This is a genomic window from Butyricimonas sp. DFI.6.44 (genome assembly GCF_022132345.1).
GTDB classification, from domain to species: domain Bacteria; phylum Bacteroidota; class Bacteroidia; order Bacteroidales; family Marinifilaceae; genus Butyricimonas; species Butyricimonas muris.
Map to the genome: position 1 here is coordinate 453,099 of NZ_JAKNJD010000001.1, position 15,790 is coordinate 468,888.

Here is a 15,790-nt window from a genome sequence, read left to right on the forward strand (position 1 = left end):
ATAATGAAAAGAGTTACAATATACGCCCTCAGTCTAGGGGCCTTGCTAAGTAGCTGTAACATCTACAAGCAATACAATCGCCCGGAAGTAGATGTTCAAGGCTTGTATCGTGATCCCGTTTCCGTGACGGACACCTTGACTACAGACACGACAAACATGGGTAATCTACCGTGGGAAGAAGTGTTCACGGATCCTCAATTACAACAATTGATCCGGTTAGGTCTGGAACAAAACAGCGATCTCCAGACTGCCGTGCTGAAAGTGAAAGAAGCAGAGGCAGGCTTAATGTCCTCCCGTCTGGCATACTTACCTTCCTTGGGATTATCTCCCCAAGGAACAGTGAGCAGTTTTGACAAAATGAAAGCCTCACAAACCTATACCCTACCGGTAGTTTCCAGTTGGGAAATAGACCTGTTCGGAAGATTATTAAATGCCAAACGAGGTGCTAAAGTCATGTTACTACAAAGTGAAGCGTATAAACAAGCGGTTCAGACACAAGTTATTTCCGCTATCGCTAATGCTTATTACACGTTGTTGATGCTAGACAAACAACTGGCTATCACAGAAGAAACTGCGTTACTCTGGCAAAAAAGCGTGGAAACCATGAAAGCCATGAAAGAAGCCGGCATGGTAAACGAAGCCGCGATAGCACAAAGCGAAGCAAACAGTTACATGATTGCCGCTTCTATCCCCGATTTAAAGCAAAGCATCCGGGAAACGGAAAACTCGTTGTCCCTCCTGTTGAAACAAGCCCCTCAAAGAATAGAAAGAGGCAAGTTGGAAGACCAGAATCTGCCTACCTTGCTAAACGCGGGCGTTCCGGTTCAATTATTATCAAACCGCCCGGACGTGAAAGCGGCGGAAATGGCTCTCGCTTCCACTTTCTATAACACGAATCAAGCTCGGGCGTCTTTCTACCCGCAATTAACGATCAACGGAACTCTGGGGTGGACAAACAATTCCGGAATGGGCATCGTTAATCCCGGTAAGATGATCGCCACGGCAGTGGGGTCCCTCGCGCAACCGATTTTTAATAAAGGAGCCCTCACGGCACGGTTGAGGATTGCCAAAGCACAACAGGAAGAGGCCATGATCAGTTTCGAACAAAGTCTGTTGAACGCCGGAAGCGAAGTTAGTAACGCCCTCACTCAATACCAGACGGCACAGGACAAAATCATCCAACGGGAAAAACAAATATTTTCTTTGGAAAAATCTGTCGATTACACGCAAGAATTACTAACTTTAGGGACGTCCACTTACTTGGAAGTATTAACAGCTCAACAATCCCTGCTAAGCGCTCAACTATCGGGAATATCCGATGAATTCCAGCGCATGCAGGCTGTCGTGAATTTGTACCACGCGTTAGGCGGCGGACGAACAGAATAAACCTCAAAAACATACAGATATGATTAGTCCATTAGCTTATGTTGCTCCAAACGCGAAAATAGGAAAGAACGTGACCGTTCATCCTTTCGCCTACATTGATAATAATGTAGAGATCGGTGACAATTGCACGATTATGCCTTATGCCAGCGTGCTAAGCGGCACCCGCATGGGTGAAAACAACACGATTTATCATGGAGCCATTATCGGTGCCACTCCACAGGATTTCAAATTCAAGGGTGATGACACGATCCTGCGAATCGGTAACAACAATACCATCCGTGAAAAAGTTATCATCAACCGGGGAACGAACACCACGGATTGCACCATCATTGGAGATGGCAATTTCCTTCTGGAAGGTGTCCATCTGGCACATGACACTCATCTGGGAAATACCTGTGTTATCGGCAACGGGGCAAAAACCGCCGGGAACTGTGTCATTGAAGATTGTGTCATTCTCGGTAGCGGCGTGATCGTGAAACACGGATGCCGTGTCGGAACATGGGCTTTCATCAAAGACGGTTGTCGGGCAAATAAAGATGTGCCCCCTTATATCGTGGCAGCACATAACCCGATCAGCTATTACGGGATAAACGCGACCATCCTGCGTAAAGAGGACGCGTTGAACGAAAACACCATCGACGATATCGCGAAAGCGTATCGCCAGATATACCAATGTAGTACCAGCCTTGAAAACGCATTGATAAGAATCAAGGAAACCATATCCATTGGTCCGGAAATTCAGAAAATCATTGATTTTCTGGAAAGTTCCATGAAAGGAATCATTGGAGTCACGATGTAACTACATAGAAGCAAAATACAGTTCCGAGAATCTCCTCCTCTACAGGGGGAGATTTTTTATTGAATACAATAAAAAAAGAGATTGAACTTTCAATCTCTTTTCCTTGTAGCGGGAGCCTGACTCGAACAGACGACCTTTGGGTTATGAGCCCAACGAGCTACCAACTGCTCCATCCCGCAATGTTCATCAAAACATTTCCTGTTTTGCGAGTGCAAAGATAGTGTTTCTTATATTCACTTCCAAATAATGAAACAACAAATATCCCCCTTTTCCTCTAAAACGTCACAAAAAAGTAATAAAATTCCTTTGCTATTCTAAAATAAAATCTCAATTTTGCATAAGGAAATTATCAATATTGCATATTTAAAAGGACACTTATTTATGAAAAAAAGTTTCAAATTGCTGAAAGCAGCTTGTGTGGTGGGCTTGCTGACAGTTTTAGGGGTCACGAACGGGTACGCTCAAGGGCTTCGTACTTCCTATTTTATGGACAACGTTCCGGCGAGATTAAAAATGAATCCGGCTTTACAACCCGCCAGAGGATATTTCAATATTCCGGCCATTGGAGCGTTAGGGTTATCCATTTCTTCCAACAAACTATCTATCGATGACTTCGTGGATATCATCGAAAACAAAAACGGCTTCCTCGAAAGTGACAAGTTCATGAATCGTTTGGATAGCAAAAACACGATGAACATTGATTTCACGACCGATATCCTTTCTTTCGGTTTTTATAGTGGTAAAGGATTTTGGACTGTCAATCTGGGTGCGAGAGCGATTGTCAGTGCTTCTATCCCGAAAACGATGTTTGAATTTGCCCGTTACGCGGAAATAGATTTAGGACAAGAATACGATATCAGGAACATGGAACTCCATGCTGATGTATTCTCTGAAATCGGCTTGGGATATTCCCGTCCGGTGACAGACAAACTGAATATCGGGGGACGCTTCAAAGTATTAGTAGGTGTAGGTAACCTTGATGCCAAAATAGACAAAATCTACGTGAATGCAGGTTCCGACATGCAAAAATGGGAAGTTACCACGAAAGGAAAATTGGAAGCATCCATGAAAGGCTTAAAACTTGAGTACGATTCAGAACACGAGTATATCAATGATATTGATATCGATTCACCGGGAATTTCCGGTTTCGGATTCGGCATTGACTTGGGTGCAAGCTACAAAATATTAAACAACTTGACCGTTTCAGCCGCTATTTTGGATTTAGGTTTTATCAATTGGTCTAAATCACACACCACGATAGCCACGACCGAAGGTTCACATACTTATGGAGAAATCATAGGTTCCATTAACCCGGACGATTATGATCCGAACGACTGGGAAAATATCAATCCCGATGATTACGAAAACTACATTAGTAACACGGACATCTTTGACCTCGATTTGATCCAATTCCAAGAAGGTGAAGCCAAAAGCCGTAAAACGACACTTCGTTCTACCTTAAACATCGGTGCAGAGATCACGTTACTGAACAACAAACTCGGTTTCGGTGTCCTCTCCTCCACTCAATTCACCCTTCCGAGTTCTTATTCTGAATTAACAGTTTCAGCGAACTATCGTCCGAGAAATTGGTTCGGAGCCACGTTGAGTTATTCATTCCTGCATAGTGAATTCAAAACCGTGGGTATCGGTCTGAAATTAGGTCCCATCTTCATCGGTTCCGACTATTTAATGACGAAGGCCCCGGGCGATGCAAACCGTGCAAACGCTTATATCGGATGCAGCATCCCTCTCGGTAAAAAAAGACTTGATTATAGAAGATAAAAGAAAAAAGGCTAAAAAACACGAGTGGTCGGAATTTCTTCCGACCACTTTTTATTCTAAGTTTTAAAGAAATTCAATCAAAAAGCTGCAACTGAACAGGTGTACTCTCGGTATACACGGGTACGATTTTGTCCAACGTGACATACCAGATATATCCCGACACGTCGGTATATCCCATTTGGCGTAATGTCTTACAGTAAAAACCAACTTGACGAAGATAGGATTTCTCCTCTTTCCGCCCGAACTTGTAATCCACGACAACGGCTTTCCTGCCGTCTGTCATTACCCGGTCTGGACGAGCTTTTCCAGTCCCTTTAAAAAGAATATCCCGTTCGTTAATAACTTTGTATTTACCGTCAAACCATTCCGAAGGAACGTTATTTTTCAAGTAACCGACCACCTGCTCCCGGTACACCGCCCGTTCATCGTTATTTATCAATCCTGCACGGTACATATCACCGACAGCCCGATCAATATCATTCACGGTTTCGATACGCCGGAAAATCTCGTGCAACATCTTCCCCTCGTCTACTGCTGAAGTTTCTATATTTTCCGGATCGGTATAGTCCTCGTACTTGTAGCGCACGCTTACCCGACCATTCAAATTATATATCGGGTATTCCGACAAACTCAATGTATTATCGTCATTCACTTTCCCCGAAACAGGAATCGCTTCTTGCCGCCCGATGCGCAAACACAAATTCTCACCGTCCCATTCCGGCAGGGCAAGTTGTTCCAACACTTGATAAAGAAATGCCCCGATATCCGAAGGTTTACCCTCTTTACTGATCTTTGGCGCGTAAGGCAACACGTACAATTCCCTCTCCGCCCGTGTCAGAGCCACGTAAAGCAAATTCAAGTTATCGACGTATGCTTTCATGTGCTCTTCCATGTAATCCTCCCTAAAATGACTGTCCGCCAACTTGGGAGAGTAATTTAACGGGGCATATTCCAAATCCCGGAATCCCTCCTCCCGGTTGCGACACCATATCCGTCGCCCGTGGCGGGTATCATCGAGATCCCACGCGCAGAAGGGAATAATAACCGACTTAAATTCCAACCCCTTGGATTTATGTATCGTGAGTATTCGCACGGCATCCGTTTCCTCGGAAGTGGATAACACCTTTTTATCTTTCTCTTTCTCCCACCATTCAAGGAACACCGGCAAACTATTCGTGTTATTCCGTTCATATTCAAACAAGATATCTTGAAAAGCGATCAGATAAGGCAGCTCTTCCGTACGGTTCTTCAACCCGAAAGCCTCGATAATCTCTTCCGTGATCTCGAACAGGGAACCCGAAACCAATCGTTCCGGTTCACGCAGAAACGGTATATCAAGCGTGTCGAGAAAACTCTCCGCCTGTCCGCCCGCCTTGAAAAGTTCGTCGTCTTCCGCCGTGTTCTCCCCTTTCACGAATGTACGGTAATTGTAAAGCAACACGGTACGGTTTACAGCATCATACGGCTCCACCATATAACGCAGCACGTTGATAATCAACTCCACGTAAGGCGACGATGACACGTACAACGAATCGTTGGAAATAAAAGTCACGGGAAAAGGTATTCCCTCCCGTTTATTATATTCTATCAGGTAATCGGCGGCAAAAGCCCCCTCCTTGCCGTTACGGACCAAGATAACACAATCTTTCAGGTGACCGCCGCGACGCACGGTATCATTGACAATAGCCACGACCTCTTCCATAATAGCTGTATCACTTCCCTCCTCCTGCTTCTCTTCGCCGAAACGAATTTCCACGTACCCGTTACCGGGACGGCTAACCAACTGTTCCGGTTTATTATATGCCTCCGCGATCGAGCGGGAATAAACATTATCCTCCCCGCACTCCGCATCATACAACTCTTTCAATTGCCCCGCCGCCTGCACGAAAAAACGATTGTTAAACTCCACGATCTCCCGGCTACTTCGCCAATTATGCCCCAACACGATATTATCAGTCCCGAAAGCCGTAAAATCACGTTCCACGCCTTCCGCCAACAAGCGCCAATCCCCGTTGCGCCAACGGTAGATACTCTGTTTCACGTCGCCTACAAGCATCGCCCGTCCGCCCTCGGCAAGCGTGTTCACGATTAGTGGACGGAAATTCGCCCACTGCATAGTGGAAGTATCTTGAAACTCGTCAATCATCACGTGCTTGTAGAAGTTTCCCGTCTTCTCGAACAGGAAAGAAGTATCGTTACCCGCGATCAGAGTATTGAGTAAACGGGTTGTGTCGCTCAACAACATAAGTCCTTTCTCGTCACAATAATCCCGGACTTCCCCGTACAAATCATTCAATATTCCCAATTGATAAAGGTTACCCGACAACAAACGAGCCGACACGTAATCCCGGAGATGCTCGTCATAAAACTCCACGCTCTCCCGCAACCACGTGTTCAACGTCGTGTAAGCATCCTCCACGCGGGCACGACTGGCGGCATCCATGCTTTTGGTCACCCATTCGTCAAGATTATCAACTGCTTTACGGATAGTAGCCGTGATGCCATCCAGATTTTTATCCTTCAATTTATAAAAGTGAGTGACCGCCGAACGTTTGCCTCCCTTGAAATCCTCGACATGCAGTCCCTGCTCTTCCATAAACACGCACCCTATTCGCCCGTATTCTTGCAAACGTTTCTCGAACCCGGTAATAATACCTTGCAGGAAACGCTTGTATATTTTCAAGAAATCCCGGTCACTAAAACGCTCTTGTACATCCTTATCGAAAAGCATATAACTCTCGCCGAAAAGTTCTTTTCCCAACTCGGCAATTTTTGACTTCACGCTCCACGAACGGGCATCCTCCACGCTATCATTCATCAACTCGGTAATCCACGCCCCCAACTCCCTGTCCTTGTTCATACGCTGCATCACTTGATCGACAGCACGCTGCAAAACGTAATCACTGTCCAACTCCACGTTATAACCGGGGAATATACCGAGTTCCCGGGTAAAAGCCTTGATCACACGCTGGAAAAAACGATCGATCGTCGTTACCGCGAGCCGCCCGTAATCATGCAGGATCAGCGTGCGCAACACTTCCGCGCGGGCTTTCACCTGTTCATCCGACAACCGCAACGATCGCTTCAAATCCTCCCGGTAATCGCTCTTCTGCCCTTCCGCCAACTTATTCAACTCTCTCACGATACGGGATTTCATCTCTTCCGTTGCCTTATTCGTGAACGTAACCGCCAGAACGTTCTTGTACTCCAACGGGGAGTTAAAAACGATCTTGAAGTATTCCATCGTCAAAGCAAAAGTCTTTCCCGCACCCGCAGAAGCCCGATAAACTTGCAACATACAATTGAAAATTGAAAATTGAAAATTGAAAATGAAAGGTATTCCTATATTTTCAACTTCAATTTATGATACAAAATTGAAAATGGAAAACTGTAAAAATAATAGTCCTCACGTCCGGGAATATATCATTTTCAATTTTCCATTTTCAACTTTCAATTAATTAGAGTCTTGACGTCAATATCGCCCTCACGTTATCCACGTTCACGTCGTCAATGCCGCCCAAGGCAAACATCCCCCGGTCACGGAAACGTTTCTCGATACGGTCGATAGTGTCGATTCCCACGCCGTAATCGGATAAACGGGTTTTCACTCCCAATTCATTGAAAAATTGTTCCGTTCGAGCGATAGCTTGATCACAGGCATCGGGTTGAGTTGGGTCAATATTCCACACCCGTGAGGCATATTGCAACAGTTTTTCCCGACGTTTCATCTTCGTGGCGCTCATTACTCCCGGCAAAACGATTGCCAGTGTAATCCCGTGATCCAACCCGTTGAACGCGGTCAGTTCATGACCTATATGGTGAGTAGACCAATCTTCGGTTACACCGCAAGCGATCAACCCGTTTAGCCCCATAGTGGCAGCCCACATGAAATTTGCCCGATCGTCATAGTTCGGCGTTTCATCCTGAATCAAACGAGGTCCGATCTCGATCAAAGTCTTCAGAATAGATTCGGAGAAACGGTCTTGTATTTCGGCACGTTCCGTGAAAGTATAGTACTGCTCCATCACGTGCACGAAAGTATCCACGATACCATTAGCCACTTGACGCGTCGGCAGTGAATACGTCACCGTCGGATCAAGCACGGAGAACTTCGGGAACACGTGTTGTGAACGAAACGCCAGCTTCTCTTTCGTGGATTCGCGGGTAATCACGCCCCCGCAATTCATTTCCGACCCCGTGGCGGGTAACGTCAACACTGTCCCGATAGGAAGTGCCGCATTGATCTTTGCTCCCTTGGCAACAATATCCCACGGTTCGTTGCCCTCGAAGCATATCGCGGCAGCAATGAATTTCGTCCCGTCGATCACGGAACCACCACCCACCGGAAGCAGAAAGCCCACGTTCTCACGTTTTGCCAACTCCACGGCACGCATCAACGTCTCGTAATGCGGGTTCGGTTCTATCCCGGGGAATTCCACGATATCAAATCCTTGCAGGGCATCCATAACCTGAGCGTATACCCCGTTTTTCTTGATACTCCCACCGCCGTAGGTCATCATGATCTTCATTCCACGGGGAATCCATTTCCCGATTTCAGCAATCTTTCCTTTCCCGAAAAGTATTTTTACCGGATTGTAATAATTGAAATTTTCCATGCTTTAAATTCGTTTATATCTGTTCCATTATTTTAGTTTCATCTTTTATCCGCTTGTCGAGAGTTGCGATATAATCCATGATATACACGGACAATTTATTATCAACGTTAGCTTTCTGCAGCGTCTTTGCTGCAGCTTCCAACAAGGCCTTTGCCCCGGAAAAATTCCCGTCTTTCTCGTAAAGCCAAGCAAGATTGACCGCGGCTTGTGCCGCCACGTTCGGTTTCAACGCCAACGCCGCCTCCCATATCCGGCGTGCCTCCGGTATGTTCTCTTCTTGGAATAACTGATACCCCAAACTTAACAAACGATTGCCCGTGTATATCCGGCGTTTCTCCGGTGTCCACATCGGAGTCAGTCGCTCGGCATAACTCCATCCCTTGTCATAGAAGAAGTTACAAATCGTGGCGTAATCATCCTCACCCTCGTACACGCTATGCTTCACTTCCATTTTCTTGCTATTCATCGAATCCACCACTTGTCCGTTAGCATCATACAAACGAACGAGTATATTATCATCCAATAGCAAACGACCTGAAAAATCAAGATTAAATTTACAATATTCCACGGCAAGCACGTGCGTCAACCGGGAATTTTTCCCCAACGCCCGAATTTCTTCCGGGGTTACAGGCTCCGGTTCGAAACCATCAGGCACGTATAACGGCGTCAACCCTAACCCTCTTACCAACAACACGGGACGCAACCCGTTACGCAACCCGTCACGAAGCCCGTCATAGAAGCAATTCACCAGATTATCCCGCCTCAACCGCAAAGAAGTATATAATTGCTGTGCCGAGAGAGAATCCGACACGTGAACGATCTTCCGGTCTATAAACATTACCTGTGCATCACCACTCCCCAGATTAATTCCCCCCGGTTTCAACACATCAATATCCAATACTTTGTAGCTGCCACACGACACGAGACAACCCAATAACAGACACGCCCCTATTGTTCGCCAAGCGGTCCTTAAACTATATCTTACACTATTTCCCATGAGGTTATTCCTTTAATTCAATATTCAAACTTGCAAAAACCAGACCATAATTCGTCATTGACATCCGAAGATGGTGGTATTACGATGTTTTAAAATTAGACATATTCCGGAAAATAACCAAGACTAGCGTAACAAAGTTTTATTTTTCACGGTATTTAACGAAAACACGGGTAAGCGTATAAACAATTCTCGATTTAATTCACTATGTTTGTTGTTATTAAACAATAAATTAAATACAGACCAACCATGAGATACCTGAACCCCAAGGCAGACCTGACATTGTGGAGAACTCTGATAAGGTTATTGATGGCTTACAATTGATTTTCGTGGAATTGCCAAAATTCACACCGCACATAGGGTACGAGAAATTCTGGGATATTATCAGCGTCGAAAAAACACTCTATTACAGTGCAGAACAACGAGGATTAGCGAAAGGAATTGAAAAAGGATTAGCAGAGGGAGAAAAGAAAAAACAACGAGAAATCGCCGAGAATATGAAATCTTTTGGCATAGCACCGGATATTATTGTTCAAATGACCGGACTCTCTCGAAGAAATAAATCTATTATAATCCCTTCCATATTAAGGTTGGACAGATTACATACCCGAAGTCGGTATTTGCTGTTATCCTCCAAAGTCAGTCTTTTCGCGCAAATATACGTGAAAGAGCATAGAGGTTCCATGATTGATGCTATACGAAAATTCTATCATTCCAAAACCTACAAGAAACTGGAAAATGAAAGTACTAAGTTGTGACATTACAGTCCCGTGGCTTTGTACGAGGAATTCATGGAGGAAATTTCTTGAAATAATCATAACAAACTATGCTTTGAAAAGAGTATTCTCCGTGTTTCATGGCACTTACCTATTGACCAAGTATTGACTAAGTCCTGACCAAGTCCTGTCTATACAGGAGTTAGTCAGGACTTAGTCAGAACCTAGTCAGGAGTTGGTCGCCATAATATACGGAGAGAATAGTATAAATATTTTATTTTCCCCGTTATCATGAAAATATAGCTTCAATTCTTTTATGTATTAAAGTTTTTGATTATCAACGAAATTAAATTTTCAATTCCTCGGTGAGGGATGATGAATCCAATAATATTATTCACTCGGGAGCAAAGTTAAGGCCTCTTTTTTCAAAAATTCTATTTCATCTTCTAAAGAATCCATGTTATCCAATTTTTTCTCGACCAACTTAGTTTTTGCTTTCCGAAACTTTCTCATATTTTGCTGAATAATTTGAACATCTCGCAGGAATTTTTCATCTATTACACCAGCAAAATTCTTATTACGAGCATTTCTACGACACACTTCACTTGCTTGGTATATTGCATTATAGACTTTATATAATTTATTCTTGGCACGAACGAGAGAACCATCACTATTCCGAAAACCTTCGACGAGTATATTTCTATTACTGTATAATTGCTGAAGCTCTTTATCACCATTTTCTATATTTTTAACTAACTCCAACAATGCCGCACGTTGAATACGCTGAATACTTTTTGCTAATCTTATAGAATCACTTATATGCTTCTGTCTAGCTAGACTTATAGAATCTTCTCGGATTCTTGCTTGCTTTATTGAATCTTGACGAGCCTGCCTGATAGAATCTTCCCGGGCTTTTCGTTCTATGACAGCTAGCTTCTCTCTCTCCTGTTCTTGTATCTCTTGTTGTACAGAAGATAAACTACGGTATTCCCTTTTGGCAATCTTCTGTATTTTGCCATCGGTTGAAGATCGTGTGTAACGTGTTTCCCAATTACCGTGAGAATTCATTTCATATTCGTATGTAACAAACTCTTCTTTGGTTTCAGGCTCATTATTTTTTCGAGTAACTACCATTTTATAGTCTATATCCACTTCTCCGATAAGCATTCTATTCGCTATTAACTCTCCGAGTGCTCCCTCTGACGTTATAGGAAAAGGCTTACCAATCATATCCGCCAAAAGAGTTGATGATTTCGATGCTCTTATTTGAGTTATTTTACCCCATAACGTGGCTTGACTTGTTTTGCAAGACTCTACAATTTGCCCGCCTTTATAAAAATACTGTTTTCCTCCCCTGTAAATCCCGGTCTGGTCTTTATAAGAAGTTCGGGATATTTCTGTTTCTCTCGTAAGATTGTCAGTTTCATCATACCTGTATTCCCGAATTGTTTCTCCGTCCTCTAGTACGGCGGAGAGGCGTCCCTTGTTATCATACTTGTAAGTTTCTATTCGCTTGTTCCCGTTGGGATGAATAGAAACGATACTTGTTACCTGTCGTTGAGCGTTATAATTGTATTGACGAATCTTTTGTTTTTTCAAGGAACTCATCGCCGAAATACTATTCACGACGTTTAATAATAGTGTGGATTTTAACGAATAGGATTCGTCCTTGTACAAAAGATTATTAGAGTCATAGAAGTACAAAGTCAACGTCGCATCAAAGATATTGACATCCCATAAAATACGATTGCCTTCGTAAGAGTAATATGCCACATTACGATTATTCTCTATGACAATTTCTTCAAAATTCATGTGGAAATTACTGTATTTTTCTATTAGGATTTGTGTACCCTGTACACCGTTACGAACAAGTGGCGTACGTGTGAGTAACGAAATATTATTCCGATATATTTTTTCATTTTTCTGCGCGAAAATAAAATATGGTAATACCATTAATGAAATAAAAATAACAAGATAGCGTTTCATAATCTCAATGTATTATTTTGTATTTATAAATAGCCGTTACACTACGAACAAGATTGTATCGATGATAAAATAATGTTTCTCTTTTCCTTATTAATCATTAACATGATAATGCCCGAGGTTCATGTTTTTTCAATTTCATCCGTTTCTGTATTTATTGTTTCATTGTAACGGCGTGCTTTATAGAAGACATTCATGATAAAAAGTACCGTGATACAAAAGAATGCACCACTTAAATATATCGTTTCATTATATAATTTCCAGTAATTAATTGTCATATATAATGACAATAGTAATATGAAAATTAAAATGAGATTACTTATAAAAATAAATATTCCTAAACTTTTCATACCTTTCACAAAATCATGCCTAAATTCCATCAATTGCCAACCAGCAATAAGCCCACAGACCATGCCTCCAATCCCCAATATCATAGAAATCTCGCTTATGACAACAAGTAATCCTCCCGAGATATTTCTATTTATTAACAATATTAGTATACTTATCAACAAATAAAAACAAGGAAGTACCTGTAACATCTTGATTTTTTGTTGAAAGTTACACATATATTTGTTTAACATGAAAAATCCCCATCCCAGCATAAAAGAAAACATAGCAGATACAATAATCGCCCCACCTTCTATAAAAGGGACCAAGAATATCATTAATAATCCCCATTTCCAATAATAACTACCTTGTGGAAGTTGCAACAAATAATTATGGTGAGATGAAATTTCTGGTGAAATCAATTCTTCCTGGGGGGTTATTAACCATTCCATACAAAAGCGACATTTGGAAGCTCCTGCGTTAATTGTTTCACCACAATAAGGACATTTTTTTATTTCCATAAGTGCAATTTATTAAATATCAACGTTCTCGAATGACAAAATATGAGCTATATATTATTGATAATTTCCAAAACTAATGTAAGTTTTTACTCACAGCGATAATAATAATCACAGCGATACAAGAAATAACAAACCCAGCTACAGCCAAACCTTTAGGTTGTTTCGACATTCCCAAAGAAGAGAAGATTAGTCCTAGAATCCATAATATCCACCCCAGCACGGGTACCCAACCTATCAATAATCCAAACAGAGCCAAAACAAAACCAGCCACCCCCTTTTTATTACTTCCTCGAATATTTCGTTGTACAAATTTAGGTCGAGGATGCCCATCATCATCAAACCCAGTTTTGTTGTAACGACGTGCTTTATAGAAAATGTTCATAATAAAAAATACTGTAATAACAGAAAAAAATATACCACACCATAAGTTAATTTCGACAAAATCAGTTACATCTTCATTTAATGAAGATAACAACAACAATAGAAGTAACACGAAGATCAAAATAAGATTAATGATGAAAAGATAGATTCCTAAAGTTTTTATACCACCAACAATATCATATTTGAATTTCATTAACTGCCAACTGGCGATTAACTCACAGACCAAACTCCCTATCCCTACTACAATAGTAATCATATCTATGATTGTAGTATCATCTTGTAAAGTACTTCCAGCCGATATAAAAGTTAATACACCCATTACCCAATAAAAAAAAGGAAGTATTTTCAATATTACAATTTTTTGCTGGAAATTATCCATGTATTTGTCTAGCAGAACAAATCCCCATCCAACAAGGAAAAGTAATAATGCAGATGTAATATCCAGTCCACCTTCAATTTTGGTTACCACGAGGGAGATTAAGAATATCAGTACTAGTACCCATCCCCAATAATAACTGCCTTGAGGAAGTTGCAATAAATGATTGTAATGGGATTCGATCTCAGAAGAAACCGATATTTCCGGTGAGCCTGTCAGCCATTCCTTACAAAAACGACATTTAGAAGCTTCCGCATTGATTGTTTCACCACAGTAAGGACAATTTTTAGTTTCCATAATTGCTATTAGTTATTTAAACGTTCTCAAATAATATAATCATACAACATTTATGTTGTCTTAATTATCAACTACTCGTTATAAAAATGTAGTTCGGGAATACTCATTATTGTTGTAACAACGTGCTTTATAAAAAATATTCATAATAAAATGAATCGTACCCATAGAAAGAAATATATAACTACACAGTATAATTTTATCAAAATCGGTAATGTCTTCATTGACAAAATATTGTACTAGTAATAAAAATAGTACTAAAAAAGAAATGAAGTTACTTACAAAAAGAAAGTACCCTAAAGCTTTTATACCTCCAGTAATGTCATATTTGAATTTTATTAATTGCCAACTGACAATAAAACCACAGACAATGCTTCCAATTCCTGATACGATAACAAGTACATCTATGGCTGTGATACCATCTTGCAAAATTCTTCCATCTGTTATAAATATTAACGTACCCAACAACCAATAAAACCAAGGAAATGCTTTCAACGCTCCAATTTTTTGTTGAAAATTATATATGTACTTGTCCAACAAAGCAAATCTCCACCCAACTATAAAAAGTAACAAAGCAGAAGTAACTTCCAGTCCACCTTTAATCCTAGTTACTACTAAGGCGATCAGAAATATCAGTAATAATACCCATCCCCAATCATAATAAACCCGTGGAAGTTGTAAAACGTGATCTTGACTAGATTCAGATTCCGGTGAGCCTGTCAACCTTCCCTTACAAAAGTGACACACGGAAGTTCTAGCATCACCAATCTTACCACAGTAAGGACATTTTCTAGTTGCCATAATTGCGATTTTTACATACCAACGTTCCCTGTGGTAAATTTATAATAAAAGAGAAGCGTGGGAACTTTCAGTTTATTTGTTTTGAGGTATCGCCAAACACCTTTGCAGAAATAAACAGCTACCCCACGCTAAACCAAATATAGAGTAGATTTCTATATGGCAAGCATGAACGTTTGTACTGTTTACCCTTCTGCTTCGTAAATTGGCGATTTTCAAAACAAGGATAAAACTAAACGCTTCAAATATTTCACATTTTCGTTACCCGGGTATTATCCCGAATAATTATACAAATGTAATCAATTTTCAGAATCCATCAAACGCTCATCGGGGTAGCCGTGTAACAAAAGTAGTAATTTATTGCAAAACCGCTGTCCTAGATGAACTTTCCGGTACTGTTTATAACGTTTCTAAGTGGAAGGACATAAAGAGAGCGTGAAACTGCTAGCACTCTTGATAAGCAAGGTTCTGGTAAACCTATGACTATAAAAGCGAAAACAGTCCACGCCCGAACGGGTGTGGAACGTGATTCGGCTTATTATTCATAGTCATTAAAATTTACCAGATTTTGCTTTATCGAATAATATCCTGTCCGTTCAACAATATTTTAGTTCAAATGTCTGTTTCTTCCTTCCTGATGTTTTGGTTTGACTTATTTTATTAACGACACAATATTAGGAAAAATCCGGGATATTCCCAAATCAATCACGCGTATAATTCCCCGGAAAAACTCTTTACCACGATACGGACTTCGATGCACGTAATCAAATACTTCGACCTACTAGAAGGGAAATTGGAAAATTTATTTTTAAAATAA

At 41.4% G+C, this 15,790-nt stretch carries 10 protein-coding genes, 1 tRNA gene and 1 pseudogene; 4 read left to right on the top strand and 8 right to left on the bottom strand.

The genetic code is table 11. From position 1 onward, the window contains the following. The first annotated feature begins 3 nt into the window (after positions 1 to 3). The gene (locus L0M98_RS02065) at positions 4 to 1,386 is read left to right on the top strand and encodes an efflux transporter outer membrane subunit (protein ID WP_227214758.1); all 1,383 of its coding nucleotides are present in this window, start codon (positions 4 to 6) and stop codon (positions 1,384 to 1,386) included. A 19-nt stretch (positions 1,387 to 1,405) separates the two neighbouring features. Further along, the gene (gene lpxA, locus L0M98_RS02070; RefSeq protein WP_227214759.1) at positions 1,406 to 2,185 is read left to right on the top strand and encodes an acyl-ACP--UDP-N-acetylglucosamine O-acyltransferase; all 780 of its coding nucleotides are present in this window, start codon (positions 1,406 to 1,408) and stop codon (positions 2,183 to 2,185) included. Between the two features lie 106 nt (positions 2,186 to 2,291). Here the strand turns inward: lpxA and L0M98_RS02075 are convergent. After that, positions 2,292 to 2,364: transfer RNA gene (locus L0M98_RS02075), tRNA-Met, on the bottom strand. Between the two features lie 202 nt (positions 2,365 to 2,566). Between L0M98_RS02075 and L0M98_RS02080 the strand changes: the two genes are divergently transcribed. Then, entirely contained in the window at positions 2,567 to 3,967 is a 1,401-nt protein-coding gene (locus L0M98_RS02080) for a DUF5723 family protein (RefSeq protein WP_227214760.1), read from the top strand. Positions 3,968 to 4,040: 73 nt separating this feature from the next. Here the strand turns inward: L0M98_RS02080 and L0M98_RS02085 are convergent, their stop codons facing one another. From L0M98_RS02085 to L0M98_RS02095, 3 genes are all read right to left on the bottom strand, one after another. Then, the gene (locus tag L0M98_RS02085; protein WP_227214761.1) at positions 4,041 to 7,265 is read right to left on the bottom strand and encodes a UvrD-helicase domain-containing protein; all 3,225 of its coding nucleotides are present in this window, start codon (positions 7,263 to 7,265) and stop codon (positions 4,041 to 4,043) included. A 160-nt stretch (positions 7,266 to 7,425) separates the two neighbouring features. Then, complete coding sequence (locus L0M98_RS02090) at positions 7,426 to 8,583, bottom strand: iron-containing alcohol dehydrogenase (RefSeq protein WP_227214762.1); 1,158 nt, start codon at positions 8,581 to 8,583, stop codon at positions 7,426 to 7,428. A 13-nt stretch (positions 8,584 to 8,596) separates the two neighbouring features. Further along, complete coding sequence (locus L0M98_RS02095; RefSeq protein ID WP_227214763.1) at positions 8,597 to 9,580, bottom strand: DUF6340 family protein; 984 nt, start codon at positions 9,578 to 9,580, stop codon at positions 8,597 to 8,599. 281 nt (positions 9,581 to 9,861) lie between these two features. Between L0M98_RS02095 and L0M98_RS22640 the strand changes: the two are divergent. Next, positions 9,862 to 10,335, top strand: a pseudogene (locus L0M98_RS22640) (hypothetical protein); the annotation flags it as partial. Between the two features lie 348 nt (positions 10,336 to 10,683). Here L0M98_RS22640 and L0M98_RS02105 read toward each other — a convergent pair. The 4 genes from L0M98_RS02105 to L0M98_RS02120 form a co-directional block, all read right to left on the bottom strand. Beyond that, positions 10,684 to 12,279 (bottom strand): RHS repeat domain-containing protein, encoded by a 1,596-nt coding sequence (locus L0M98_RS02105; RefSeq protein ID WP_227214764.1) that lies wholly within the window; start codon positions 12,277 to 12,279, stop codon positions 10,684 to 10,686. A gap of 119 nt (positions 12,280 to 12,398) precedes the next feature. Next, a complete protein-coding gene (locus L0M98_RS02110; RefSeq protein WP_227214765.1) occupies positions 12,399 to 13,124 on the bottom strand; it encodes a hypothetical protein in 726 nt (241 codons plus the stop codon). A 73-nt stretch (positions 13,125 to 13,197) separates the two neighbouring features. Then, a complete protein-coding gene (locus L0M98_RS02115; RefSeq protein WP_222621149.1) occupies positions 13,198 to 14,178 on the bottom strand; it encodes a hypothetical protein in 981 nt (326 codons plus the stop codon). 78 nt (positions 14,179 to 14,256) lie between these two features. After that, positions 14,257 to 14,976: a zinc ribbon domain-containing protein gene (locus tag L0M98_RS02120; protein ID WP_227214766.1), complete on the bottom strand. Its 720-nt coding sequence runs from the start codon at positions 14,974 to 14,976 to the stop codon at positions 14,257 to 14,259. Between the last annotated feature and the right edge of the window lie 814 nt (positions 14,977 to 15,790).

Coding starts and splice junctions, on each gene's coding strand:
- L0M98_RS02065 (WP_227214758.1), top strand. CDS start 4: ATGAAAAGAGTTACAATATACGCCCTCAGTCTAGGGGCCTTGCTAAGT.
- L0M98_RS02085 (WP_227214761.1), bottom strand. CDS start 7,265: ATGTTGCAAGTTTATCGGGCTTCTGCGGGTGCGGGAAAGACTTTTGCT.
- L0M98_RS02090 (WP_227214762.1), bottom strand. CDS start 8,583: ATGGAAAATTTCAATTATTACAATCCGGTAAAAATACTTTTCGGGAAA.
- lpxA (WP_227214759.1), top strand. CDS start 1,406: ATGATTAGTCCATTAGCTTATGTTGCTCCAAACGCGAAAATAGGAAAG.
- L0M98_RS02110 (WP_227214765.1), bottom strand. CDS start 13,124: ATGGAAATAAAAAAATGTCCTTATTGTGGTGAAACAATTAACGCAGGA.
- L0M98_RS02115 (WP_222621149.1), bottom strand. CDS start 14,178: ATGGAAACTAAAAATTGTCCTTACTGTGGTGAAACAATCAATGCGGAA.
- L0M98_RS02105 (WP_227214764.1), bottom strand. CDS start 12,279: ATGAAACGCTATCTTGTTATTTTTATTTCATTAATGGTATTACCATAT.
- L0M98_RS02080 (WP_227214760.1), top strand. CDS start 2,567: ATGAAAAAAAGTTTCAAATTGCTGAAAGCAGCTTGTGTGGTGGGCTTG.
- L0M98_RS02095 (WP_227214763.1), bottom strand. CDS start 9,580: ATGGGAAATAGTGTAAGATATAGTTTAAGGACCGCTTGGCGAACAATA.
- L0M98_RS02120 (WP_227214766.1), bottom strand. CDS start 14,976: ATGGCAACTAGAAAATGTCCTTACTGTGGTAAGATTGGTGATGCTAGA.